Below are 23,728 nucleotides of genomic sequence, written 5' to 3'. Positions count from 1 at the left end.
CCTCCGGGCTCGGTTATGAATGAATTCTGGCAGAGTAAAACATTGCATGAAATGACGCCCAGTGAATGGGAGTCATTGTGCGATGGCTGCGGCAAGTGTTGCCTGCAGAAATTACTTGATGCGGATGCTGAGGCGCCTGACCAGGACAGCGACAGTCTCTATATGCACGCCGATGAACAGGTTTTCTATACGGATGTTCGCTGCCAGCATCTGGACCCGGTCACGGCGCAATGTGACTGTTACCCGACACGTCTTGAGAAAGTGCCAAACTGCGTCAACATCACCCTGCAGGATCTACCCAATATTCACTTTATGCCGCCCAGCTGCGCCTACCGTCGCTTGCATGAAGGAAAAGGGCTGCCTGCATGGCACCCTTTGTTACACCAGGGGTCAAAAGTACCCATGCAGAAGGCTGGTATGAGCATTACCACGCAGACTACGATTTCAGACGGGGAAATGGATGAGCAGGACTACGACCTGCGTATTGTTACCTGGCCATTAAACGAAGCCTAGCGCTTATTTCTCGCAGCGCTTAACAGACGGGCTGCGACAACAATCAGCGCGAGGACAGTGAATGTGGTAAAGATAATGAATAACCACTGGGGCATGGAAAGTCCCAACCACTGCCAGTCGATGTCACCACACATACCACCCGCATCGAAGACCTGCGGCAACCACTGATGCAACGGTGCCCAGCCGGGGAAATCAGGATGTGGCTGACAGGGAGCGAACAGTGGGTTAATGGCGGATTGAATCCAGCTGTGGTAGTAAGCACTATAGGCGCCGGCTAAGGCACTTAGTAACCAGCCACTCAGCGCTATCCAGCGAGCCAGCGCTGAGCGGGTCGCGGTGAAGAACCCGAACCAGGCGAACAAGGCGACGCCTATCATTGCAGTGCGTTGATAAATACATTGCACGCAGGGCCAAAGTTGTTGTGGTCCGTGTTGAGTGTAGAGCGCATAGCTGACCAGGGTAGAGGCGGTCAGGGCGAGTAAGAGCCAGGGCCAGCGCAGGGTTGGCCAGCATGCTATGCTATATGATATGTTAGTTAAGTTCGATTGCTTCAAGGGTGTCACACTCAGTGAAGTGATGATAACAATGTAAAACGTGGTGGCAGAGTAGCACAGGTCAAAAGGAAAATGACAGGATACTTGTCCGACCAATGCCGGCGCGTTAGAATCAGCGCATTCCTTCTCCTGTTTCATTGTAAAAAGCAGGGCTGACCAAAGGTTTCTGAATGATTATTAAAGCACAAAGTCCGGCGGGATTTGCCGAAGAGTACATTGTTAAATCGATTTGGAACGGCCACTTTGCGCCCGGTTCAATCTTGCCTGCAGAGCGCGAGCTGTCTGAGCTAATCGGGGTGACCCGGACGACCCTGCGTGAAGTTTTGCAGCGACTGGCGCGTGATGGCTGGTTGACGATTCAGCATGGTAAGCCGACCAAGGTAAACAACTTTTGGGAAACCTCTGGTTTGAATATCCTGGAGACATTGGCGCGACTGGATGAAGAGGGTATGCCAGAACTGGTTGATCAACTTCTCTCAGCCCGCACCAATATCAGTACCATTTATATTCGTGCCGCTATTCGTAAGAACCCAGAGAAAGCGGTACTTGCGCTAGCCAAAGCCGAGGCCTTAGAAGATACGCCAAAAGCGTTTGCGGATTTTGATTACACGCTCAATCACGAGTTGGCGATGGCGTCGGAGAATCCGATTTATATTCTGGTGCTGAATGGCTTTAAAGGGCTGTACGCGCGCATCGGTCAGTTTTATTTTTCTTCAGACGAAGCTCGTCCGCTGGCGCGTAAATATTACAGTGAGCTGCGTGCGCTGGCTGAGCAGGGGAATTATGAAGAGTCAGTGACCCTGGTGCGTAAGTACGGCTACGAGTCGGCTAAGATTTGGTTTAGTTTGCGCGAGCGGATTCCGGCTAATTTGGTGGATTGAGGTAAATGAGAGCTTAGCCGATCTGACAGATCAATAGGTCGGGTCTAAGGCTTGGGCTTTGAATTGAGACCGATAGAGCGAGCGCGGGGCTTGAAGATTGAATTGGTGGGGCTAATTCAATCTTCAAGCCCCGCGCTCTATACATAGAGAGTCTTGGTTAATAAGCAGATATAAAAAAACCGCGCCGGAGCGCGGTTTTTTTATATCTGCTTATTAACCGAAGTTCTTAGCAACAAACTCCCAGTTCACCAGGTTCCAGAATGCTTCCAGGTACTTAGGACGGGCATTGCGGTAGTCGATGTAGTAGGCGTGTTCCCATACGTCGACGGTCAGGATTGGGGTAACGCTGTCGTCGGTTAGTGGGGTTTCTGCATCGTCAGTGTTGACGATATCCACGCCACCATCAGCTGTTTTCACCAGCCAGGTCCAGCCTGATGCGAAGTTACCAATTGCTTGATTGGTGAATTCTTCTTTAAATTTATCGAAAGAACCAAATTTCTTGCTGATTGCATCCGCAACAGCGCCAGTTGGCTCACCGCCGCCATTTGGGCTCAGGCAGTTCCAGTAGAAAGTGTGGTTCCAGACTTGTGCCGCGTTGTTAAACAGGCCACCGCTTGAAGACTTGATGATGTCTTCCAGTGATTTGCCCGCATACTCAGAACCTTCAACCTGAGCGTTCAACTTATCTACGTAAGTCTGATGATGCTTACCGTAGTGAAACTCAAGAGTTTCAGCTGAAATATGCGGCTCGAGGGCGTTTTTTTCGTAAGGTAGTGCGGGTAGTTCAAAAGCCATAATGTGCTCTCCGTTCTTTTTTTTAACAATGCATGTCATCTAGCGCAAATCCATTCGCATGTAGGCGCTAAACTTCATTAAAATGAGTATTAGCAGTATAGTCGAAAGCTATGCGAGCGGAAGTTCCGCCTGTCCCAGAATCAATACATGATGCCGAATGATTCAGATCTCAAGGGCTTAGCAAAAAAAAGTCCGGGTGTTATACTAGGTTTTTACCTTTAAGCAGTGATTGAGGTGGACTCGATGCAAGAGAACCAACAAGCACCACAACAGGAACAGGACGTTCACGACCGCATTCGTCAACAGATCGCGGAAAACCCTGTATTACTTTATATGAAAGGCTCACCGAAATTACCGAGCTGTGGTTTTTCAGCGCAGGCTTCGCAGGCTTTAATGAGCTGTGGTAAGCCCTTCGCATACGTGGATATCTTGCAGAATCCGGATATTCGTGCGGAACTGCCCAAAATTGCCAACTGGCCAACCTTTCCACAGCTTTGGATTAGTGGCGAACTGGTAGGTGGCTGTGACATCATTCTGGAAATGTTCCAGCAGGGTGAACTGCAACCTATGGTGGAAGAGGCTGCGCCGGCACAACCGGAAGACTAAGCCCTTGAATTCGGACTAAACGCCCTCATATTGCTGAGGTCTATATTTTTATTCACGACTATTAAATGGAGAATATACAAATGGCTGTACTAGTTGGACGTCAAGCCCCTGATTTTACTGCGGCAGCAGTGTTAGGTAATGGTGAAATCGTTGAAGATTTTAACTTTGCGGATCACATCAAAGGCTCAAAAGCTGTTCTGTTTTTCTATCCACTGGACTTCACCTTTGTTTGTCCTTCTGAGCTGATCGCGTTTGACAAGCGTTTGGCTGAGTTTGAAAAACGTGGTGTGAAAGTAATCGGTTGTTCAATCGATTCTCAGTTCTCGCACAACGCATGGCGTAACACCAATGTGGATAACGGCGGTATTGGCCAGGTTAAATATCCATTGGTTGCTGACGTTAAACACGAAGTCGTTAAAGCATACGACATCGAGCATCCGGAAGCTGGTGTAGCGTTCCGTGCATCTTTCCTGATTGACGAAGAAGGTCAGGTTCGCCATCAGGTCGTCAATGACCTGCCATTGGGCCGTAACGTTGACGAGATGCTGCGCATGGTTGACGCTCTGAACTTCCACGAGAAGCACGGTGAAGTATGCCCTGCGGGCTGGAACGAAGGCGATGAAGGTATGAAAGCTGACGCCGCTGGTGTATCTGCTTACCTGTCGAAAAACTCTGACAAGCTATAACGTTTAAGCTGTCTGCAAAAAAACCGCGCTTCGGCGCGGTTTTTTTGTGGGTAACGAAGATAGCTAAGGTGAGGGCCAGCCACCGAGCGCCTTCCAGCGATTCACCATCCAGCAGAATAGCTCAGCGGTGCGTTCGGTGTCGTAGATAGCACTATGGGCTTCATTGCCATCAAACGGAATGTCCGCCGCTTTACAGGCTTTGGCTAATACAGTCTGACCCAGTGTCAGAGCCGCCAGCGCAGCCGTGTCGAAGGTCACGAACGGGTGAAACGGATTACGTTTGAGCGCCTGGCGTTCGGCCGCCTGCATGACGAAGCCATGGTCGAAGGTTGCATTGTGTCCAACCAGAACGGAACGCTGGCACCCCAGCGCTTTCTGGTGCTTACGAATGGCTTTGAAAATGTCCTTCATCCCGTCCGCCTCTGCCACCGCACCGCGTAAAGGGTTGGCCGGGTCAATGCCATGGAAATCAATAGCGGACTGCTCAATATTGGCGCCTTCGAACGGTTCGATATGAGCGTGATGGGTAGCGACCGGGTACAGTTCACCTGCATCATTAAAGTCCAGCAGCACCGCTGCTATCTCCAGCAATGCGTCGGTCTTGCAATTGAAGCCAGCGGTTTCGACATCAATAACCACCGGCAAGTAGCCACGAAACCGTCCTTTCATCATACTGTCCTGGCTTTGCTGAGCACTTTGTGAACTGCTGCTCTGCTCGTCGCCGGAGGTGTTGCTTTGGACAGGTTTAGGCATCGCTTGACTGGTTGATGTCTGGTTGGAATCTGACATGTAACTCCCGTAGACTAACTGCATCGGTACTGGCTCGGAGCCGACCACTCTGATGGCGCTCAGTATGCCAGAAAGGGATTTTAAAAGCTAAAGGTACCATGGTTTGCGCCGATACCTTTAACAGACGCTGAACCTGACATTGGATGTAGTTTTATGTATAAGACACTGCTCACCTCACTGCTACTGACCAGCCTGATTGCTGCTACACCAGCGCAAAGCTCGGTGCGCACCTATGGTGCCAGTCTGGACAACTCGGAGTGGCGGGTAAGCGAATACTCACCCTTGCAGTGTACACTCGAACACGATATTCCGCGCTACGGCAATGTCCGCTTTGTTAGCCAGGCCAGCCGTGATATGAATCTGCGCCTGCAGCTTGATATGCTGCGTCTGCCGGATACCTATGATGTGGCCAGCATTAAGTCGGTCGCCCCCCAGTGGCGCCCGGGCGTTGCGTCGCAGGAACTTGGCAATCTCGACATGTATCGCCAGTTCAGCAGTGAATTAAATAGAGAAATGGCATGGACGGTGCTGACCGAGCTGGAAAAGGGCATGATGCCGACTTTTTTCTATCGCGACTGGCATAATCAGCGTGACCAGGTGGCAGTGAGTATTTCCGCGGTCAATTTTCATTCCCGTTACGATGATTTCTTAGACTGTGTGGCCAACTTACTACCCTATAGCTTTGAAGACATTGCGTTTACTGTGTTGCAGTATCATGAACAAACCGAAGATCTGACCAACCCGTCGAAACGGCGTCTGATGCAAATTGGTCAGTATCTCAGTCATGACCGCGAAATCGAGCTGGTGCTAGTGGACGCATATACCGACTCCTATGGACCCTTCGAAGAAAACGAGTCGTTATCTGAACAGCGTGCTGAGGTAGTGAAAACCTTCCTCCTTGAGCATGGCGTTAACGAATCACAAATTCGCATTACCGCGCATGGCGAACGTCGTCATGCAGCGCCGAACGACACCGAACTGGAACGGGCGCAAAACCGCCGGGTGGTATTGCAGCTGCAACGACCATTCAATCCTAACCTGTTGAGTGCTCAAGCCGATTAAACAAAATCGGTCGGACAAAAAACGGCAGCTTCGGGCTGCCGTTTTTTATTGTTGCTGTGCGCGCTGAGCGGACTAGATTTCAGTTTTGTCTTTAAATTCGCACAAGTCTTCAATCATACAGGAACCACAGCGTGGTTTACGGGCGATACAGGTGTATCGGCCATGCAAAATAAGCCAGTGGTGAACATCCACTTTAAACTCGGCAGGTACCACCTTCAGCAGCTTTTGCTCGACCTCGTTGACGTTCTTCCCGGGGGCCAGCTTAGTGCGGTTGCTAACCCTGAAAATATGGGTGTCGACGGCAATCGTCGGCCAGCCAAAGGCGGTGTTGAGGACCACATTGGCGGTTTTGCGGCCAACGCCGGGCAGAGCCTCAAGGGCTTCCCGATCCTGCGGGATTTCACCGCTGTGATTTTCGACCAGAATGCGACAGGTTTTGATCACATTCTCGGCCTTGGTGTTAAACAGGCCGATGGTTTTAATATAGTCTTTAACCCCATCCACCCCTAAGGCGAGCATATCAGCCGGGTTATCGGCTACTTTGAACAGTGGCCCGGTCGCTTTATTGACCCCAACATCAGTTGCCTGCGCTGATAACAGCACCGCAATCAGCAACTCAAACGGGTTGCTAAAGTTGAGTTCGGTGGTGGGGTTGGGGTTGTTATCCCGTAGCCGGCTGAGAATTTGGTAGCGTTTTTGTTTATTCATAATCTAAGCAGAGGTCACCCGGGCCCGTTCAACTTTTCTGACTGAGTCTGTTTGACTGCGTTGTTCGCGTTTATGGTCGATCCAATTCTTACCGGCGATGATAAAACCCATACCGATAAAAGCACCGGGTGGTAAGACTGCGAGCAAGAGCGGGTAGTCAACGGCGAACAATTCGATTCGCAATACGGTGGCCCAGTCACCTAACAGCAGCTCGGCACCGTCGAACAGCGTACCCTGACCGATAATTTCCCGCATCGCACCCAGTAAAACCAACACCAGGGTAAACCCGAGGCCCATCATAAAGCCGTCAATTGCGGACAGCTGCCAGTTATTTTTTGATGCATAGGCTTCCGCACGTCCGATAATGGCGCAGTTAGTCACGATCAGTGGAATAAATATCCCCAGCGCCATAAAAAGACCGTAGGTGAAGGCATTCATGAACAATTCGATGAGTGTCACGAAGGTTGCTATGACCATGACAAAGACCGGAATACGAATTTCAGAAGGGACAAAATTGCGCACCAGCGAAACCGTAACGTTTGAACCGATCAACACCAGCATGGTGGCGATGCCAAGCCCCAATGCATTGGTGACGGTGCCGCTGACGGCAAGTAAAGGGCAAAGCCCGAGTAGTTGCACCAACGCGGGGTTGTTGCTCCACAGGCCATTTTGAGTCAGTGTTCTGATTTCGTCAAAGCGCCCGTTCGTCGTTTCTGTGCTGGCTTCGCCGGCGACGCCGGTGTCGGCGATGCTTTCACTCATTGCATATCTCCTGACTGACTGCAGTTTGCGTTCGCATTAAACAGCTGCTGCTGATGTTCGGTTGCATAGAGCACGGTACGTTGCACGGCATTTACGACGGCGCGGGGCGTAATAGTAGCACCGGCAAAGGCATCGAACATACCGCCATTACGCTGCACATCCCAGCGAGGGTCATCCGCACCCCGTACTTGTTGCCCCTGAAAACTGTGGATCCAGTCACTGCGGCGCACTTCAATTTTATCACCAAGACCTGGTGTTTCCCGGTGGGACAGGGCGCGCACACCGAGCAGGGTACCGCTGTCATTCAGCGCTACCAATAAATGGATATTGCCGCTGTATCCATCTGGCGCGGTAGTACGCAATGCCAGCGCAGTTGGTTGTCCCTCGCGGCGGCTTCGATAGACCGGCTGAGGTTCACTTAGGCCAAGCTCGTCGGCAGTGACTAAGGTGCAATCTGCATATAAATCATTGTCGTGCAGCGCGGGCGGGATCAGGCTATTGAGCGTTGTCATCAGTTCGCTGCGTTGTTGCTCAGCGATACGGTCCTCAGTCAGCCATTGGGTGGTCATAACCAGTATCGTCGAAACCAGTGCGAAGGCGGCCAGGATAAGCCCGTTACGGCGCATTTGCGTCATCATTGTAGCTTCCTCCGCGGGTGGCCATAGGTCGTCGGACGGGTGTATTTATCGATAATAGGCACACACATATTGGCCAGCAAAACCGCAAACGCGATGGCGTCGGGGTAACCACCAAAGCTGCGAATAAGGTAGATAATGAGGCCAATGAGTGCGGCATAAACCAGGCGTCCGCGGTTCGATGTAGCGGCCGAGACCGGGTCGGTAGCGATAAAAAATGCAGCCAGCATAGTCCCGCCACTGAATAAGTGAATGTCTATTCCGGGCAGCTGATCCGGCGCCAACAGGGTACCCAATGCGGCCAGCAATGCTAATGAAGCCAGCAGTGCTGCAGGGATATGCCACTGAATGACCCGCTGTTGCAGCAAAAACAGGCCGCCAAGTAAATAGGCCAGATTGACCCATTGCCAGCCAAGTCCGGCAAGGCCACTAAATAGCGGAGCCTGCAGGCTTTCGCTAAGGGTCAGGCCCTGACTGAGATCGGTACGAATATGGTCAAGTGGCGTCGCCATGGCGACGGCATCCAGGCCAGTACCGCTGGCAACCATACGCATTTGTTCGACGCTATAGCCTTCACTGGTGTACTGAAAGAGCATTAAATGAATGCTTTCGAACAGGCTTAAATGCTGGCCGGTCAGCTCCACGGGAGCAACCCAGCTGCTCATTTGTAACGGAAAGGAAATTAACAATACTACGTACCCGGCCATCGCAGGGTTAAAAAGGTTTTGCCCGACGCCACCGTATAAATGTTTAACCACGATGATAGAAAACGCGACACCGATAACAATCACCCACCAAGGGGCCAGCGGTGGAATACTGACAGCCAGCAGCATCGCAGTCACCAGTGCGGTATTGTCACGCAATGCGCTTAGTGAACTGCGTTCGCGGGCATGCAGACATAGCGATTCGGCGACATAGGCTGTAGTAATCGCTAACAGCAGTTGCAGGAGCACGCCCCAGCCAAAGAAATACCACTGAGCAAGAATTCCCGGGATCAGCGCCACAATGACCAATTGCATCAGTCTGGCGGTCGTGCGGCGCTGTCGAGTATGAGGGGAGGAGGCGATATAAAAACTCATCAATCAGATCCTTGCTGGGCGGCTTTCTTCGCTTTAGCACGTGCTACTGCAGCGGCAATCCGGGCTTTTTTGTCATTCTCAGGGTCACTTCCAGGAGCGGTTTGAGACACGTCATCTGGGCTGGCTTTCAGCGCCTCTGCACTATTACTTGATTCAGTTTGCGCTTCGGGCTTGGCATTTGCCTGACCTTCGGGGTTTTCGGTGGCTTGTGCAGCCTTCTGTTGCTCGGCTTTCTTTGCTTTGGCCCGGGCAATGGCTGCTGCTACCCGGTCATTAGCCGGCTTGCTTGGCTCGCCAGTCGTTTCGGTGCCTGAGGCTGGTGCAGTCTCGGCGGCTTTGGCTTCGCGCTCAGCAAGCGCCCGCTTACGAGCTTCAGCTGCGCGCTCATGGCGTTCAAGACGTTCCTGCTTTTCACGTTCGAGGCGAGCCTTGCGTGCTTCAAAACGCTCTTTAGCAATTTCGGCTTTTTGTTTCTCAATGTATTGTTCGCGCATATCCGCTTTAGCCTGGCGGTAATAATGGACCAACGGAATTTCGCTGGGGCAGACGTAGGCACAGGCACCGCATTCGATGCAGTCCGCCAGATGATGCTCACGCAGGCCGTCATGGTCATGATCCCGGGCCAGCCAGTAAAGTTGTTGCGGCAACAATGACGCCGGGCAGACATCGGCACAGGCGCCACAGCGGATACAGGCCATCTCGGTAGTGGATGCAGGCAACTCGCGTTTGGCCGGAGCCAGAATGCAGTTACTGCCCTTGACGATAGGAACGTCCAGGGTAGGCAGGGTAAAGCCCATCATTGGACCGCCCATAATCACCCGGGCATTGGGGTAGGGCACATAGCCGGCCTGTTTTAATAGCGTGTCGACCGGGGTACCCAGCATCGCCCAAACGGTTCCAGGCTGCTGCAGTGCTTCTCCGGTCAGGGTAATAACCCGTTCCAGCAAAGGCTCGCCGAGTATAATCGCGCGATACACCGCATACGCCGTGCCTACATTCTGCATTAACAGACCAACGTCTTTGGGTAAACCGTTGGCCGGGACTTCGCGCCCTGTTAATAACTGAATTAACTGCCGCTCGCCGCCGGACGGATAACGGGTTGGTACGATACGAACCGCCAGGCTTTCAGTGCCGGAGCAGGCGTCCTGCATCGCTCTGATAGCTTCTGGTTTATTATCTTCGATAGCAATAAGGACGTTTTTGACGCCGCTGATATGCTGCAAAATGCGAATGCCACGGACAATACCAGCGGCATGCTCACGCATGAGACGGTCGTCGGAGACAATGTAAGGTTCACATTCAACGCCGTTTATAATTAAGTAATCGAGCTGACCATCAGCGGCGAGCTTTTGCGCCGTTGGAAAGGCTGCGCCGCCTAAACCGGCAATCCCAGCCTCGGCAATCAGCGCGATAAGTTCGCTGCTACTCAGGGCGGTGTAATCAGCAATGGGGTGTTTTTCAGTCCACTCATCTTCGCCGTCACTGAGTAATTCAATAGTTGAAACCGGCAACGCGGACGGGTGCGCGCTTGGGTGCTCCCCAATCCGCTTGATGCGACCGGAGGTTGGCGCATGCACCGGCAAACCCGAATTCGGTCCTGGTGCGGTCAGGGGCTGGCCTTTTAAAACATGGTCACCCTCTTGCACAAGGACAGTGCCGGGCTGACCAATATGTTGCTTAAACGGGATCAACAAACGGGGTGGTGGCGGGAGTCGACGGATAGCCGTTTTATTGGCCAGTTCTTTGCGCTGCGGCGGATGAATGCCGCCAGGGAACTGCCACAATTTGCCAGCAGCTATATCATCCCGGTTACGCAGCAGGTCCTCGTGACTAAATTGATGGACTAATGAACTCACGATTTCACCTCAGTTGCTAATTGTGTGACCGGAATTTGTTCAAGATCCCACTTCCACCGTTCTGGTCCCTGCTGTAACTCGATCATGTCAATGCAATCAACCGGGCAGGGCTCCACACAGAGGTCACACCCGGTGCATTCGTCGGCGATAACCGTGTGCATTTGTTTCGTTGCACCGAGAATGGCATCCACCGGACAGGCCTGGATACACTTGGTGCAGCCAATGCATTCGTCTTCGCGTATGTAGGCCACTTTTTTGACATCTTCGACGCCATGGGCGTCGTCCAGCGGCTTGGCTTCGCGGCCCATTAAATCCGCTAACTGCTCGATGGTGCTTTGCCCGCCTGGAGGGCATTTATTTATATCGTCCCCATTCGCAATCGCCTCCGCATAAGGGCGACACCCAGGATACCCGCACTGACCACACTGGGTTTGTGGTAACAGGCTGTCAATTTGCTCGACAATGGGATCTTTCTCAACCCGAAAACGAACGGCAGCGAAACCAAGCAATAAGCCAAAGGCTAATGCCAGTACTGCTAATGCGATAATACCTGCAACCATACTCATGAAACCGAGACCAATCCGCTGAAGCCCATAAACGCGAGTGACATCAGGCCCGCTGTAATCATACCAATAGCGGCCCCTTTAAAGGGTAAAGGTACGTCTGCAGCAGCTACTCGTTCGCGCAGAGCAGAGAAAACAATAAGAACCAGTGAGAAACCGATGGCGGCGCCAAAGCCGAAGACTATCGACTGCATAAAACTGTGCTGCTCATTGATGTTCAGCAAAGCGACCCCAAGCACCGCGCAGTTGGTGGTAATTAAGGGCAGGAATATACCGAGCAATCGATAGAGCGTTGGGCTGGTCTTGTGTACTACCATTTCTGTAAACTGGACAACAACAGCAATGACTAATATAAAGCTTAAGGTGCGCAACGCCATTAAATCGAACGGCTGTAATATATAGGCATTGACCAGATAGCTGCAGACTGACGCCAGGGTCAGCACAAATGTCGTGGCAGCGGACATACCTATGGCGGTTTCAAGGCGGTTGGAAACCCCCATAAACGGGCACAGGCCGAGAAACTGGACCAGAACAAAGTTGTTCACCAGCACGGTGGCAATTAGCAATACTAAGTAATCAGTCATTGAAGCTCGCGTTGTTATGATGGCAAAGGGTACACAGGGTAAAAACGCCTGCCAGAATCCCGCAAGAAAATTAACGGCCTATATTATCGGGGTTTAAGGCGTCATAAACAACACTTTGCAAGCGACTCTCGTAAAGGAGCGGTCTTTTCGGCTATTATGACGTTTCTGCAGTGGTCGCAGATGACCATGTTCAGGGCTATGCAAGCCTTCAGTCAGACCGGTCTAAACGCTGGTAAGTCGTTGCTAATTAAGTAATGGGAGAGTGAATGACCAACATTTGGGAAGGTATTCGTCGGGTCGACGAATTTACTTTTTACTGGTTGTTCCGCCTGACACGCTGGGGGCGAGACAGTCGACTCGCGATCTGGATTTCCCGCTCCGGGGATGGGCCCTATTATGCTGCTCTTGCCAGTTTGTTTATTGTTGCGGCGGTTGAAGGCAGTGTTCTGTTCCTGCAGCGTGCTCTGATTGCTTTTGCTATCGAGCTGCCATTGTACTGGTGGTTAAAGAATACCTTACGAAGGGCGCGCCCTGCACTCGAGCGGCTATCATTTCGCCCGGTAATCACCCCGGCCGACCGCTTTAGCTTTCCCTCTGGGCATGCCACAGCTGCTTTTCTATTTGCCGGGTTGGCCGCGATTAGTTTCCCGGCCTGGGCGCTGATCTACTATGTATGGGCTTGCCTGGTCGGGCTTTCCAGGATTGCCTTAGGGGTTCACTTTCCGTCTGATATTTTGGCCGGCGCTTTGCTTGGGACTGGTATTGCCTATTTCGTGTTACAACTGCCGATTAATTAGCGGTTTTCGAATTCCAGATACAAAAAAACGACCTTGAGGTCGTCGCGGGATGTTTCTATTTAATTGATGGAAGCTACTTGCTTGAATGGCTCCCCAGGTTGGATTCGAACCAACGACACATGGATTAACAGTCCACCGCTCTAACCAACTGAGCTACTGGGGAATTGACAAGTATTACAAATGTTGCGGCAGCGAATTGGCTCCCCAGGTTGGATTCGAACCAACGACACATGGATTAACAGTCCACCGCTCTAACCAACTGAGCTACTGGGGAACTGCCGTCAACGGGGCGAAATATTAATGCCGTTACCTGACCCTGTCAACATGGAAAACAACAAAAAGCCCTTAAAAGATTCTGTTTGCCTGATTTTTGCTCTTCTTGGCCAAGAATCAGCCCCTAAGGCCTGAATTCATACGTTTTGCATCCTTATTTTAAATTAGCTATATCAAAAGATATAAATGGCTGTTGATTTTTTATCCACAGCTTCTGCGATCGCCCACACCGTCAGCGATTGCGGATCTTATCCACTTTTTCTGTGGATAACTTTGTGGTTAAGTCTGTGGGCTATAAGCAGTGGTGGGCGCTGTAGCGATTTTGTAAGCATGGTTAAATATTGGCATGGTTTTTAAAAATACATAAAAATCAACAACTTAAAAATATCGGCGAGGTTTTAGCCGAGATGCGGAATTCCTGAACGATTTGCTTTTTTTCCATTCACCACCTGTGTATTTTATTTCCAGTCAAGTGATTTTTTATATCTTTTTTGCTTGCATTTCTTAGAATGGTCGTTCCAGAGTCGTGTTTTCAAAAGCAGTTCCGTTATAACTTTGTAATAAATGCAAACTCAACGTTTTACAATAAAAAGTTATTACAATTGGCCTTAATACTACGACTTAAGTACCGAAAGGGCACAAAAAAGCCCGCCTGAGCGAGTCAAAGCGGGCTTATTCTCAATGCAAGTAACTAACTATAAAGATTCCGCAAAGGCTCTGATGCGTTTCACGGCTTCTTCAAGCACATCCATGCTGGTCGCAAAAGACAGACGGAAATAGCCTTGAGTACCGAAGGCCGAGCCCGGTACCAGGGCAACATTGGCTTCTTCCAGAAGCCGCTCGCATAGCGCGACATCAGTATCTACCCCTGCTTTACGCATTAAACCCGTGACATTGGGGAAGGTGTAAAAGGTGCCATGTCCCGGTAAGCACTGGATTCCCGGGATCTCGTGCAGCGCTTTAACCAGGTAGTCGTGACGTTTCTTAAACTCTGTGACCATGGTTTGAATGCAGCTCTGGTCGCCCTCTAATGCGGCTAACGCGGCGTGTTGTGACACGGCGGCAGGGTTCGAGGTACTTTGCGACTGAACTTTTTTCATCGCTGCGATAATCGCTTTGGGGCCAGCTGCATAGCCAATCCGCCAACCAGTCATCGCATAGGCTTTAGAAACCCCGGATAGAATAACGGTACGCTCAACCAAATCCGGCGCTACCATTGGCAGGTTTACGAAAGGTTCGTCACCCCACAGAATATGTTCATACATATCATCGGTAGCAATCAGAATATTCGGATAATCTCGGAGGACTTCTGCAAGCGCTTTCAGTTCATCAGCACTATAGGCCATTCCAGTTGGATTGGATGGGCTGTTGAGGAACAGCAATCGTGTTTTCTCGGTGATCGCGGAGCGCAGTTGATCAGCAGTAATCTTATACTCCTGCTCAATAGTGGCCTGTACAATGACAGGTTTGGCGCCCACCAGTAACGTCATATCGGGATACGACACCCAGTAAGGGGCGGGAATAACGACTTCATCGCCTTCGTCCAGCCATGCCGTCAGCAGGTTGAAAATACTGTGTTTACCGCCACTGGAAATAAGCACCTGGTCGGGCGTGTAGCTGAGCTGATTATCCCGTTTGAATTTGTCACAAACAGCTTGTTTTAGCGCAGGAATGCCATCTACGGCGGTGTAACGTGTATGCCCTTCGTCGATAGCTCGTTTGGCCGCCTCACGGATAAACTCAGGGGTATCAAAATCGGGCTCACCGACACCCAACCCAATGACATCTTTACCTGCGGCTTTAAGTTCGGCAGCTTTTTGACTGACGGCTAACGTTGGAGAAGGCTTTATTGCGTTGACGCGACGGGACAGTTTGTAATCCACCAGAGCACCTTTTTACGTACACTAAAAATGAAATATGCAGAGCCTGCATGCGTGTTTGTTGCGCTGCTTATACTAAGCGGGGCGACACATAAAGTCCAGTAGCGGCTGGTCTAGTCAGTGTTGGCCAGGTGTCTTAAAGCGCCCGCCATACGTGGCCAAAGGGCGATTATTAAGATATGCTATGGTCTTTCTTTGATTGCCCCGAAAAACCTCTTCAGGAGTCCCATGAGTCAGACCAGACCAGCACGGGTTATGCTCGACGCGCCAATTACGAAAACGTTGTGGCAAATGACCTGGCCGATGGTTTTTGGTGTCGCTACTCTGATTAGTTTCAACGTTGTTGATACCTTCTTTATCAGCTTACTCGGCACTGAAGCACTTGCCGCGATAGGTTTTACTTTTCCGGTGACCTTTACCGTCATTAGCCTGACTATTGGTTTAGGCATTGGGACTTCAGCAGTCATTGCCCGTAAGTTAGGCGCAGAGAAAACCCGGCAAGCGCGCCATGTCGGAAGTTCGGCACTGTATCTTGCGGCGTTGCTGGTCGCCTTGCTGTCATTAGCCGGCTGGTTACTGGCCCGGCCAATTTTCAGTGTGCTTGGCGCTACCGATGAGTTAATGCCACTTATCATGAGCTACATGAACTGGTGGTTTTTAGGTGCGGTGATGCTGGTGATACCCATGATCGGTAACAGCGTATTGCGCGCATCAGGGGATACTAAAACACCCTCAATGATTATGGCCCTGGGCGGGGTACTGAATGCGATTTTTGATCCACTGCTAATTTTTGGCTGGGGGCCTGTCCCAGCGCTCGGCATGCAAGGGGCCGCTCTGGCCAGTGTCCTCTCCTGGAGCATTGGCTTTGTATTGATTGTGTACTGGCTGGTGGTGCGTAAGAAATTGATTGACCCCTGGCCACCTTCGTTTTCTGTTTTTGTTGCATCATCGAGACGGCTTCTTAGTATTGGTCTGCCAGCTGCAGGGGCCAATATGATGACGCCGTTGGCGATGGGCATCATGACCGCCATTGTCGCCACCTACGGTGCAGCGGCTGTGGCTGGCTTTGGTGCCGGGATACGACTGGAATCTCTGGCATCGATCTTTATTTTGGCGCTGTCTATGAGTTTACCGCCTTTTATCAGCCAGAATTTTGGTGCCGGTAAAATGGACCGGGTGCGGGCTGCATACCGCACTGCGTTAGCGGCCGTATTTATCATTCAGTTAGTTATCTATGGGCTCATGGTCGTCTGCCTGCCGCTGATCCAAATGGCCTTTGCCCGCGAAGAAGCGGTTGCTCAGGTACTGGCCTGGTTTGTCTGGATCATGCCCCTCAGCTATGGTTTACAGGGTTGGGTGATTCTGACCAACTCATCGATGAATGCATTGCACATGCCACTACGCGCATTACTGCTGAGCATGGTGCGTTTGTTTATGCTGTTTGTACCTTTGTCTTATTTGGGCAGTCATCTGGCGGGCTTACAAGGCCTGTTTGTGGGTGGCCTGATTGCGAACATTCTCACTGCGATTGTGTCTTATCACTGGTTTATGCGTATCCTGAATGACTACGAACAGGATACCGGGCCTTTGCAAATGGCCGGCCCGGTTACGAGCCCGGGTACCCGGTCAGGTAAATAACGAGGAAACGAATGTCACGTAAGTTTGAACTTGTCTCTGATTATAAACCTGCCGGTGATCAACCTGCTGCCATCGAGAAGCTGGTGGAAAATATTGATGCCGGGCTGGCGCACCAAACCTTGCTTGGGGTTACTGGCTCGGGAAAGACCTTCACCATGGCGAATGTTATCGAGCAGACCAATCGTCCGACGTTAATTCTTGCCCACAATAAAACTTTGGCCGCCCAGCTGTATGGCGAAATGAAAGAATTTTTTCCCAATAACGCAGTGGAATATTTCGTTTCCTATTACGATTACTACCAGCCTGAAGCCTATGTGCCGACCACTGATACCTTTATTGAGAAAGATGCCTCGGTGAACGACCACATTGAACAGATGCGTTTGTCGGCTACCAAGGCGTTAATGGAACGCCGTGACGTGGTGCTGATCGCCTCGGTCTCCGCCATTTATGGTCTTGGCGATCCTGAATCCTATATGAAGATGATGCTGCACCTGCGCCGCGGCGACATTGTTGACCAGCGTGACATGGTGCGAACGCTGGCGACCTTGCAGTACACCCGCAATGACCAGGCGTTTGAGCGCGGCACCTACCGTGTCCGCGGCGAAGTGATTGACATTTTCCCGGCCGAATCCGATGAAGCGGCGGTTCGGGTGGAAATGTTTGACGATGAAATCGAACGGATAAGTTTGTTTGAACCTTTGACCGGACAGCTTCTGCAAGCAGATATCGCGCGTTTCACGGTGTACCCGAAAACTCACTATGTGACGCCGCGGGAAAAAATCATTGATGCCATTGACCATATAAAAGCAGAGCTAAAAGACCGCCGCGAGCAGTTTTTTGGCGAGAATAAACTGATTGAAGAGCAGCGTATTCGTGAACGGACCCAGTTTGATATCGAAATGATGCTGGAGCTTGGTTATTGTTCGGGCATCGAAAACTACTCGCGTTATTTGTCGGGCCGGGCACCCGGTGAGCCGCCACCGACGCTGATGGATTACTTGCCGGACGACGCTCTGCTGATTATCGATGAGTCACACGTCACCGTCTCCCAGATCGGCGCTATGTATAAAGGGGACCGCTCGCGCAAAGAGAATCTGGTAGGGTACGGCTTTCGCTTGCCGTCAGCGCTGGATAACCGGCCGCTGAAGTTTGATGAGTTTGAAGCCATCGCTCCGCAAACCATTTATGTGTCCGCTACGCCGGGAAATTATGAACTTGAACGCAGTGGTGGTGAAACAGTTGAGCAGGTAGTACGACCGACAGGCTTGCTTGACCCGGTTATTGAAATTCGCCCGGTGGGCAGCCAGGTGGATGATCTAATGTCGGAGATCCGGATACGCGCAGAAGCAGGTGAACGTGTACTGGCAACAACACTGACCAAACGGATGGCTGAAGACCTGACCGATTATCTGGACGAGCATGGGATCCGGGTACGCTACCTGCATTCGGACATTGATACCGTGGAGCGAATGGAGATCATCCGTGACTTGCGCCTCGGTGAATTTGATTGTCTGGTCGGCATTAACCTGTTGCGGGAGGGCCTGGATATGCCGGAAGTGTCGCTGGTTGCTATTCTGGATGCAGATAAAGAGGGCTTCCTGCGCGCTGAGCGATCACTAATTCAGACTATTGGTCGTGCGGCCCGTAATATTAACGGTCGCGCTATTTTATATGCAGACCGCATTACGGGCTCGATGCAGCGAGCTATTGACGAAACTGATCGTCGCCGTAACATCCAGGTCGCATACAATGAAGAACATGGCATTACCCCGCTTGGGCTGAATAAGAAAATCACCGACGTCATGGATCTCGGTGGTGGAGCTGCTCGCAAACGCAAGAAAGAAGTGGCACGACTGAAAAAAGACCTGCCGGTGTATCGCAACAGCAAAGATATTCTGAAAGCTATCGCAGCTCAGGAAAAAGCGATGTACAAAGCTGCCCAGGATCTTGAGTTTGAAAAAGCGGCCAACATTCGCGACGAGCTGCACGAGCTGCGTGAACAGTTGAAGGAATATGGCTAATGAACAAAGCGGTAGGGGCCTTGGCGCTAATCTTTTCTCTGTGTATCGGCAGCGGAATTGGCGGCACGGCGTTGGCATCTGAAAGTAATGAGAAGGAGAATTTGAGCCTTCCTCACGATTGTTTTGATAGCGCAAATACGGTTGAGCCCTGCCAGACTTTATACCGCTACGCTGAGCTGTTGGGCTTTGCCAACATTCCTGACTACGTAGGGTTTATTCAAAGCATAATCGCCGAAGAGCGCGGTGAAGCAGCGGTAGTTCCGTTACGGGACACCGTTGAGTTTAAGCGATTCATAGCAGTGATGAATAGTGACGAACGTCCCACTGCAGCACTGCAACAGGAAATGGCTCAGTTCCTGTCCCACCGTTTTCAGGTGCTCGCCGATGTGCGCCATGCCCAGGATTGGGTATCAATGCAAATTCAGGAGGCTTTTTTTTTCCGCTTAGCGGATTTTAACGCCGGGCTTTTCCCCGAACTTGATGAGCTTGCAGCGATCGAGGCTACTTTTTTGCAGGCTAATCCGCGCCTTACTGAGGTGTTGCGTCAACTTAGCCCTTTGACGGAAGGAGAGGGTATACTTGTCGAGGGCGACGATCCTCCTCAGGTACTTTCCTGGCTGACGTCCTTATATGGCCTGGGCGACGAGTATGCCACCCAGGCTTTATTGCTGGAGCTGGTCAACCTGGATAGCTTTGGCGGCAATCCGTTTGATTTAATGTTGCTTGACCAACGGCCGGGAATAGGTCCTTTGCTCAATATGCCGCTGGATAGCCCCATCGTGATGACGAAGGCACTGCAGGAGGATATCGCGCTGCTGCAACAAGCCAGCTCGACCGACACTGCGAACACGCTGCAGAACATCCATTTTTATGAACCATTCAGGATCAATAACTTACTTTCCTTGCTGGCGTTTGCAGCAAGTGTGTCAGAGTCTCAACCCCGTATTCCCTACGCGCGTTCAACCAGCCTGGTGGATTTGCATCTGTACCTTGAGACAGAGGTGTTTGCCCAGCTGATGGATGAGGCTGGCGCTAGCCAGCGTACCGATGCCGCTATAGTGGCTACAATACTGGCTTTGCGCTCGGGAGCTAGCCTACCCGCAGTGGGGAGTCGGCTGGTGCAGCTGGAAGATGTGCAAAATGGCAATTATGCGGTGGTGGAACTGACGCCATTTACCGGGCGTCTTATCGACCTCCATGTGGCAGGGTATGAGAATAACGCCGCCATCAGCCAGGCTGACTAAATTACCAGCAAACAAGTGCTCAAGGCGCAATTTGTTGTTGACAGCTTTTCGCCGATCTCTATAATAGCGCCCCGCAGTCCAGCGAAATATGGGTGGTTAGCTCAGCTGGGAGAGCATCGCCCTTACAAGGCGAGGGTCACTGGTTCGAGCCCAGTACCACCCACCATTTTGTGGCTGCAGTTTAGAAAAGAAATGCTGAGATACACCAAGATGGGTGGTTAGCTCAGCTGGGAGAGCATCGCCCTTACAAGGCGAGGGTCACTGGTTCGAGCCCAGTACCACCCACCAGCATTTCACATATCCCAGGCACGCCTCACAGGCGCTGCCATGACCTCAAGGTCGACCACGATGGGTGGTTAGCTCAGCTGGGAGAGCATCGCCCTTACAAGGCGAGGGTCACTGGTTCGAGCCCAGTACCACCCACCAATTTCTGTCTGTATTATTCTCTTTCTGTTCTATACCAATCTCACGGCGCTTAATGGCTGTGGCAAAGCCTATGCGCATTGGCGAGTTGACCGCTGAAGGGTGAAAAATCCTTTATCACAATCGATATTATTGATTTCCATTATTAATGAGAACTATTATCATTAAAAATAGTCCATTAAGGTAATCAGGTATTGAGGAGTTGTCGGTATGCATTTCATGAATAAAACACTAACCTTTGCGGTGGTCCACTTCTGTGTTGCGTTTACCGTAACCTGGTTGCTGACAGGCAGCTTTGTACTTGGCGGACTGATCGCGATGATTGAGCCTGCGGTCAATACGGTCGCTTACTTCTTTCATGAGAAAGCCTGGGCCCGTTTTGGCAGCCAGAGCCTGGACAAGCCGGTTACGCTTTCTATTAAGTAAGTAACCGGCAGCCGGAGAGGTGGCTTAGTTCCAGTCGGTCAGCATGACTGCAGTGGGACGGTCATCTGATTGGCCGAGGTATTCGAACTCGAGCGAAATGGTACCGCCATCATTACTCATATCGACCAGTTGATCACAATCTATGTTCTCTGCACATTCGAAGGTATGCCCCAAGAACAAATAGTATCCTTCGTTATTATCATCCGTTCGAATAACGTGTGCGTGGTCCAGTATCACGGAATCATAATTGTAAAGGGTGCCGACTTCATCTTCCTCCCTATCCAGGATCTCCAGAACTCTAATGTCTGATGAAGCCCCATCGTCTGGCGGATCTGCATAAATCACAACCTCAACTTGCGCTGTTACTGTGTAGCCCCATTCAAATGTGAAGTCTCGGATCAAATCCACAAGAGATTGTTCTCCTGACTCATCGGTTACGCTGTAACCTGGACCTGTATTAAATCCATAATATGGTTCCGGCCGGGATCCGATAACGACAACCTCCTGGTAGTATTCGTCTTCCAATTCCTGCTCTACATTCTCGTCATCAGAAGAATTGCAGCCCGTCAGGAAAGGGCTGCTGAATAGCAAGAGAGGTAAAAGTTTGAGTTTAAGCATGGCAATATCCTTATTTGGGTTGGTTAATTATTCTACTTTTATGTTTATTCTATGTAAATATTTTAGTTTTTTTCTATCGTAAAACTTACAAACGAGAGGGTCTTAAGAAACGATTCTGCTGGCTCTGTATTAAACACAACACGACCCTATACCGCCGTCCATTAGCGCTGTGGTAGACTATCGGCATTTATACATTCACGTGAATCTCAAGGTTAAGTTTCTATGAGCATAGTCTCTCGTTTTGCGCCAAGTCCTACTGGTTATTTGCATGTTGGTGGAGCTCGTACCGCTCTTTACTCCTGGCTGGTGGCGAAAGCTGCGGGCGGTAAATTTATTCTACGGATAGAAGATACGGACCGCGAACGTTCAACTCAACCGGCGATTGATGCGATTCTTGAAGGTATGCAGTGGCTGGGGCTGGATTACGACGAAGGGCCTTATTATCAGACTCAGCGTTTTGAACGCTATCAGCAACTGATCGACCGTTTGCTTGACGAAGGCAAAGCCTATAAATGTTACTGCTCAATTGAGCGGCTCGAGAAAATGCGTGAAGAGCAAATGGCTGCAGGTGAGAAACCTCGTTACGACGGTGCCTGTCGCGATCAGGAAGAACAGCCGGGTAAGCCCTATGTTATCCGTTTTCGTAACCCGCAAGAGGGGTCTGTGATCTTCGATGACCATGTACGTGGACGCATCGAATTTTCCAATCAGGAACTGGATGACCTGATTATTGCGCGCACTGATGGCACGCCGACCTACAACTTTTGTGTTGTCGTTGATGACTGGGATATGGGGATCACTCATGTCGTCCGCGGCGAAGACCATATCAACAATACACCGCGGCAGATTAACATTCTCAAAGCACTTGGCGCGCCTGTGCCTGAGTATGCTCATGTATCGATGATTCTCGGCGACGACGGTAAGAAACTGTCAAAGCGCCATGGCGCGGTAAGTGTCATGGAATACCGTGACAACGGGTACTTACCGCAGGCATTGTTGAACTATCTGGTTCGGCTCGGTTGGTCCCATGGTGACCAGGAAGTCTTTTCGGTTGATGAGATGATTAAGTTGTTCAAATTGTCGGATATCAACAAGGCGGCCTCGGCATTTAATACCGAAAAATTGAACTGGCTGAACCAGCATTATATGAAGTCACTGCCCGCCGACGAAGTTGCTACCGAGCTTGCCTGGCATTTTAATAAGCTAGGGGTCGATACCAGTGACGGCCCAGCGCTGACTGACATTGTCAGCCTGCAGGCGGAACGTGTTAAAACGTTGAAAGAAATGGCTGAGATTAGTCGCTATTTCTTTGAGCAAGTGACTGAATTTGAAGCTGGTGCCGCGAAAAAGCATTTGCGTCCAGTGGCCGGAGCAGCTTTAGCTCTGGTTCGCGATAAACTAGCTGAATTGACGTCATGGAACCAGGACGGCATTCAGCAGGCCATTCAGGCTACCTGTAGTGAGCTTGATATTGGTATGGGTAAAGTTGGTATGCCATTACGTGTAGCTGCCACTGGCGGTGGTAATTCACCCTCACTGGATGCGACATTGGCTGCATTACCACAAGCAACCGTGGTGGCACGGATTAACCTGGCGTTAGAATTTATAAAAGCGCGGGAGGAGCAAAGCTAAAATGCCGAAAGTAAAAGAACTCATTAATAACAATAAGGAGTGGGCCAAGCGTAAGATTGAAGAAGATCCTGATTTCTTCAACCGCCTGGTCAATCAGCAAAAACCTGAGTACCTTTGGATTGGCTGTTCTGACAGTCGGGTGCCTGCAAATCAGATCGTAGGAATGGCGCCTGGTGAACTTTTTGTGCATCGGAATGTGGCTAATCAGATTGTACAAACTGACTTTAATTGCCTGTCTGTGGTGCAATTTGCGGTAGACGCCCTGAAAGTTAAACATATCCTTGTCGTTGGCCACTATGGCTGTGGTGGTGTGGCGGCGGCGATGGACAACAGCGCACACGGCCTGGTTGATAACTGGCTGTTTCCGATCAAAGACATTTTCCGTGAGAATCGGCGAGAGCTAGAAGGTTTGCCGTATGATCCGCGATTAGATCGCTTATGTGAGCTGAACGTCATCGAACAGGTCCGTAACCTGGCCAAAAGTCACACTATCCAGGAAGCCTGGAATCGTGGCCAGGAGCTCACTATTCATGGCTGGATATACAGCGTAAAAGACGGCCTGGTTCGCGACCTTGACGTGACTATGTCGGACCGCGAAGGGGTTGAGCGGATCTACCATTTTGACTGTCCAAATGGTGAGTGTTAAGCAACGATAACGAATTCGCTTGCGGGCTCGCTTAGCTGAAAGAAAACTTGTCAAAAC

General features: G+C 50.9%; 24 protein-coding genes and 5 tRNA genes. 15 read left to right on the top strand and 14 right to left on the bottom strand.

Features of this window, described 5'->3' with window-relative positions:
- Nucleotides 1-15: 15 nt before the first annotated feature.
- The gene (locus CWE12_RS11490) at nt 16-513 is read left to right on the top strand and encodes a YcgN family cysteine cluster protein (protein ID WP_126789846.1); all 498 of its coding nucleotides are present in this window, start codon (nt 16-18) and stop codon (nt 511-513) included.
- On the opposite strand, the gene CWE12_RS11485 is transcribed toward CWE12_RS11490, so the two are convergent.
- Nucleotides 510-1,067 (bottom strand): disulfide bond formation protein B, encoded by a 558-nt coding sequence (locus CWE12_RS11485; RefSeq protein ID WP_157981969.1) that lies wholly within the window; start codon nt 1,065-1,067, stop codon nt 510-512. The two genes, CWE12_RS11490 and CWE12_RS11485, sit on opposite strands and share 4 nt — an antisense overlap.
- Before the next feature lie 170 nt (nt 1,068-1,237).
- Here CWE12_RS11485 and fadR point away from each other — a divergent pair, with 170 nt between their 5' ends.
- A complete protein-coding gene (gene fadR / locus CWE12_RS11480) occupies nt 1,238-1,948 on the top strand; it encodes a fatty acid metabolism transcriptional regulator FadR (RefSeq protein ID WP_126789844.1) in 711 nt (236 codons plus the stop codon).
- A gap of 213 nt (nt 1,949-2,161) precedes the next feature.
- On the opposite strand, the gene sodB is transcribed toward fadR, so the two are convergent.
- Entirely contained in the window at nt 2,162-2,743 is a 582-nt protein-coding gene (gene sodB, locus CWE12_RS11475) for a superoxide dismutase [Fe] (protein WP_126789843.1), read from the bottom strand.
- A 243-nt stretch (nt 2,744-2,986) separates the two neighbouring features.
- Between sodB and grxD the strand changes: the two genes are divergently transcribed.
- Both grxD and CWE12_RS11465 read left to right on the top strand, forming a co-directional pair.
- Nucleotides 2,987-3,349, top strand: a complete 363-nt coding sequence (gene grxD, locus CWE12_RS11470) for a Grx4 family monothiol glutaredoxin (protein WP_126789842.1) — start codon at nt 2,987-2,989, stop codon at nt 3,347-3,349.
- A gap of 80 nt (nt 3,350-3,429) precedes the next feature.
- Complete coding sequence (locus CWE12_RS11465) at nt 3,430-4,035, top strand: peroxiredoxin (RefSeq protein ID WP_126789841.1); 606 nt, start codon at nt 3,430-3,432, stop codon at nt 4,033-4,035.
- Between the two features lie 63 nt (nt 4,036-4,098).
- Here the strand turns inward: CWE12_RS11465 and rnt are convergent, their stop codons facing one another.
- On the bottom strand, nt 4,099-4,707 hold the full coding sequence (gene rnt, locus CWE12_RS11460) for a ribonuclease T (RefSeq protein ID WP_241972363.1): 609 nt from the start codon (nt 4,705-4,707) through the stop codon (nt 4,099-4,101).
- Between the two features lie 270 nt (nt 4,708-4,977).
- Here rnt and CWE12_RS11455 point away from each other — a divergent pair, with 270 nt between their 5' ends.
- Entirely contained in the window at nt 4,978-5,886 is a 909-nt protein-coding gene (locus CWE12_RS11455; RefSeq protein WP_126789840.1) for a flagellar protein MotY, read from the top strand.
- Between the two features lie 72 nt (nt 5,887-5,958).
- On the opposite strand, the gene nth is transcribed toward CWE12_RS11455, so the two are convergent.
- From nth to rsxA, 7 genes are read right to left on the bottom strand one after another with little or no spacing between them, the layout of a single operon-like run.
- Nucleotides 5,959-6,594: an endonuclease III gene (gene nth / locus CWE12_RS11450; RefSeq protein WP_126789839.1), complete on the bottom strand. Its 636-nt coding sequence runs from the start codon at nt 6,592-6,594 to the stop codon at nt 5,959-5,961.
- A gap of 3 nt (nt 6,595-6,597) precedes the next feature.
- Nucleotides 6,598-7,356 (bottom strand): electron transport complex subunit E, encoded by a 759-nt coding sequence (locus CWE12_RS11445; RefSeq protein ID WP_126789838.1) that lies wholly within the window; start codon nt 7,354-7,356, stop codon nt 6,598-6,600.
- Nucleotides 7,353-7,994 (bottom strand): electron transport complex subunit RsxG, encoded by a 642-nt coding sequence (gene rsxG, locus CWE12_RS11440; protein ID WP_126789837.1) that lies wholly within the window; start codon nt 7,992-7,994, stop codon nt 7,353-7,355. Before rsxG ends, CWE12_RS11445 begins: the two co-directional genes overlap by 4 nt.
- Nucleotides 7,991-9,070, bottom strand: coding sequence for an electron transport complex subunit RsxD (gene rsxD, locus CWE12_RS11435; protein ID WP_126789836.1), 1,080 nt, complete (start codon nt 9,068-9,070; stop codon nt 7,991-7,993). The genes rsxG and rsxD overlap by 4 nt, the downstream gene beginning before the upstream one ends.
- Entirely contained in the window at nt 9,070-10,926 is a 1,857-nt protein-coding gene (gene rsxC / locus CWE12_RS11430; RefSeq protein ID WP_241984201.1) for an electron transport complex subunit RsxC, read from the bottom strand. Before rsxC ends, rsxD begins: the two co-directional genes overlap by 1 nt.
- Nucleotides 10,923-11,492 (bottom strand): electron transport complex subunit RsxB, encoded by a 570-nt coding sequence (gene rsxB / locus CWE12_RS11425; protein WP_126789835.1) that lies wholly within the window; start codon nt 11,490-11,492, stop codon nt 10,923-10,925. The genes rsxC and rsxB overlap by 4 nt, the downstream gene beginning before the upstream one ends.
- A complete protein-coding gene (gene rsxA, locus CWE12_RS11420; protein ID WP_126789834.1) occupies nt 11,489-12,073 on the bottom strand; it encodes an electron transport complex subunit RsxA in 585 nt (194 codons plus the stop codon). The genes rsxB and rsxA overlap by 4 nt, the downstream gene beginning before the upstream one ends.
- 266 nt (nt 12,074-12,339) lie before the next feature.
- Between rsxA and CWE12_RS11415 the strand changes: the two genes are divergently transcribed.
- A complete protein-coding gene (locus CWE12_RS11415; protein WP_126789833.1) occupies nt 12,340-12,870 on the top strand; it encodes a phosphatase PAP2 family protein in 531 nt (176 codons plus the stop codon).
- An 86-nt stretch (nt 12,871-12,956) separates the two neighbouring features.
- Here the strand turns inward: CWE12_RS11415 and CWE12_RS11410 are convergent.
- The 3 genes from CWE12_RS11410 to CWE12_RS11400 all read right to left on the bottom strand — a co-directional run bounded on the left by CWE12_RS11410 (nt 12,957) and on the right by CWE12_RS11400 (nt 15,026).
- Nucleotides 12,957-13,033: transfer RNA gene (locus CWE12_RS11410), tRNA-Asn, on the bottom strand.
- A 34-nt stretch (nt 13,034-13,067) separates the two neighbouring features.
- Nucleotides 13,068-13,144: transfer RNA gene (locus tag CWE12_RS11405), tRNA-Asn, on the bottom strand.
- Between the two features lie 694 nt (nt 13,145-13,838).
- The gene (locus CWE12_RS11400) at nt 13,839-15,026 is read right to left on the bottom strand and encodes a pyridoxal phosphate-dependent aminotransferase (protein ID WP_126789832.1); all 1,188 of its coding nucleotides are present in this window, start codon (nt 15,024-15,026) and stop codon (nt 13,839-13,841) included.
- A 225-nt stretch (nt 15,027-15,251) separates the two neighbouring features.
- Between CWE12_RS11400 and CWE12_RS11395 the strand changes: the two genes are divergently transcribed.
- The 7 genes from CWE12_RS11395 to CWE12_RS11365 all read left to right on the top strand — a co-directional run bounded on the left by CWE12_RS11395 (nt 15,252) and on the right by CWE12_RS11365 (nt 20,775).
- On the top strand, nt 15,252-16,661 hold the full coding sequence (locus CWE12_RS11395; RefSeq protein WP_126789831.1) for an MATE family efflux transporter: 1,410 nt from the start codon (nt 15,252-15,254) through the stop codon (nt 16,659-16,661).
- 11 nt (nt 16,662-16,672) lie between these two features.
- A complete protein-coding gene (gene uvrB / locus CWE12_RS11390; RefSeq protein WP_126789830.1) occupies nt 16,673-18,682 on the top strand; it encodes an excinuclease ABC subunit UvrB in 2,010 nt (669 codons plus the stop codon).
- Nucleotides 18,682-19,926, top strand: a complete 1,245-nt coding sequence (locus CWE12_RS11385; RefSeq protein ID WP_126789829.1) for a hypothetical protein — start codon at nt 18,682-18,684, stop codon at nt 19,924-19,926. The genes uvrB and CWE12_RS11385 overlap by 1 nt, the downstream gene beginning before the upstream one ends.
- Nucleotides 19,927-20,016: 90 nt before the next feature.
- Nucleotides 20,017-20,092: transfer RNA gene (locus tag CWE12_RS11380), tRNA-Val, on the top strand.
- Nucleotides 20,093-20,138: 46 nt separating this feature from the next.
- Nucleotides 20,139-20,214 (top strand) — tRNA-Val (locus tag CWE12_RS11375).
- Between the two features lie 62 nt (nt 20,215-20,276).
- Nucleotides 20,277-20,352 (top strand) — tRNA-Val (locus CWE12_RS11370).
- Between the two features lie 216 nt (nt 20,353-20,568).
- On the top strand, nt 20,569-20,775 hold the full coding sequence (locus tag CWE12_RS11365) for a DUF2061 domain-containing protein (protein ID WP_126789981.1): 207 nt from the start codon (nt 20,569-20,571) through the stop codon (nt 20,773-20,775).
- Between the two features lie 24 nt (nt 20,776-20,799).
- Here CWE12_RS11365 and CWE12_RS11360 read toward each other — a convergent pair whose 3' ends face one another.
- Nucleotides 20,800-21,393, bottom strand: a complete 594-nt coding sequence (locus CWE12_RS11360) for a DUF4377 domain-containing protein (RefSeq protein ID WP_126789828.1) — start codon at nt 21,391-21,393, stop codon at nt 20,800-20,802.
- A gap of 222 nt (nt 21,394-21,615) precedes the next feature.
- Between CWE12_RS11360 and gltX the strand changes: the two genes are divergently transcribed.
- The gene (gltX, locus tag CWE12_RS11355) at nt 21,616-23,025 is read left to right on the top strand and encodes a glutamate--tRNA ligase (protein ID WP_126789827.1); all 1,410 of its coding nucleotides are present in this window, start codon (nt 21,616-21,618) and stop codon (nt 23,023-23,025) included.
- 1 nt (nt 23,026) lies between these two features.
- A complete protein-coding gene (can, locus tag CWE12_RS11350; RefSeq protein WP_126789826.1) occupies nt 23,027-23,671 on the top strand; it encodes a carbonate dehydratase in 645 nt (214 codons plus the stop codon).
- Nucleotides 23,672-23,728: the final 57 nt, after the last annotated feature.

Source organism: Aliidiomarina sedimenti, assembly GCF_003986955.1.
In the GTDB taxonomy this organism is placed as follows: Bacteria; Pseudomonadota; Gammaproteobacteria; order Enterobacterales; family Alteromonadaceae; genus Aliidiomarina; species Aliidiomarina sedimenti.
The sequence above is the reverse complement of the archived record's forward strand: the minus strand, read 5'-3'. Positions and strand labels throughout refer to the sequence as shown.

Coding starts and splice junctions, on each gene's coding strand:
- grxD (WP_126789842.1), top strand. CDS start 2,987: ATGCAAGAGAACCAACAAGCACCACAACAGGAACAGGACGTTCACGAC.
- rsxB (WP_126789835.1), bottom strand. CDS start 11,492: ATGAGTATGGTTGCAGGTATTATCGCATTAGCAGTACTGGCATTAGCC.
- gltX (WP_126789827.1), top strand. CDS start 21,616: ATGAGCATAGTCTCTCGTTTTGCGCCAAGTCCTACTGGTTATTTGCAT.
- nth (WP_126789839.1), bottom strand. CDS start 6,594: ATGAATAAACAAAAACGCTACCAAATTCTCAGCCGGCTACGGGATAAC.
- CWE12_RS11455 (WP_126789840.1), top strand. CDS start 4,978: ATGTATAAGACACTGCTCACCTCACTGCTACTGACCAGCCTGATTGCT.
- CWE12_RS11365 (WP_126789981.1), top strand. CDS start 20,569: ATGAATAAAACACTAACCTTTGCGGTGGTCCACTTCTGTGTTGCGTTT.
- CWE12_RS11360 (WP_126789828.1), bottom strand. CDS start 21,393: ATGCTTAAACTCAAACTTTTACCTCTCTTGCTATTCAGCAGCCCTTTC.
- rsxD (WP_126789836.1), bottom strand. CDS start 9,070: ATGAGTTTTTATATCGCCTCCTCCCCTCATACTCGACAGCGCCGCACG.
- sodB (WP_126789843.1), bottom strand. CDS start 2,743: ATGGCTTTTGAACTACCCGCACTACCTTACGAAAAAAACGCCCTCGAG.
- CWE12_RS11415 (WP_126789833.1), top strand. CDS start 12,340: ATGACCAACATTTGGGAAGGTATTCGTCGGGTCGACGAATTTACTTTT.
- rsxG (WP_126789837.1), bottom strand. CDS start 7,994: ATGATGACGCAAATGCGCCGTAACGGGCTTATCCTGGCCGCCTTCGCA.
- CWE12_RS11465 (WP_126789841.1), top strand. CDS start 3,430: ATGGCTGTACTAGTTGGACGTCAAGCCCCTGATTTTACTGCGGCAGCA.
- CWE12_RS11445 (WP_126789838.1), bottom strand. CDS start 7,356: ATGAGTGAAAGCATCGCCGACACCGGCGTCGCCGGCGAAGCCAGCACA.
- CWE12_RS11395 (WP_126789831.1), top strand. CDS start 15,252: ATGAGTCAGACCAGACCAGCACGGGTTATGCTCGACGCGCCAATTACG.
- rsxA (WP_126789834.1), bottom strand. CDS start 12,073: ATGACTGATTACTTAGTATTGCTAATTGCCACCGTGCTGGTGAACAAC.
- CWE12_RS11385 (WP_126789829.1), top strand. CDS start 18,682: ATGAACAAAGCGGTAGGGGCCTTGGCGCTAATCTTTTCTCTGTGTATC.
- uvrB (WP_126789830.1), top strand. CDS start 16,673: ATGTCACGTAAGTTTGAACTTGTCTCTGATTATAAACCTGCCGGTGAT.
- rnt (WP_241972363.1), bottom strand. CDS start 4,707: ATGATGAAAGGACGGTTTCGTGGCTACTTGCCGGTGGTTATTGATGTC.
- CWE12_RS11490 (WP_126789846.1), top strand. CDS start 16: ATGAATGAATTCTGGCAGAGTAAAACATTGCATGAAATGACGCCCAGT.
- can (WP_126789826.1), top strand. CDS start 23,027: ATGCCGAAAGTAAAAGAACTCATTAATAACAATAAGGAGTGGGCCAAG.
- fadR (WP_126789844.1), top strand. CDS start 1,238: ATGATTATTAAAGCACAAAGTCCGGCGGGATTTGCCGAAGAGTACATT.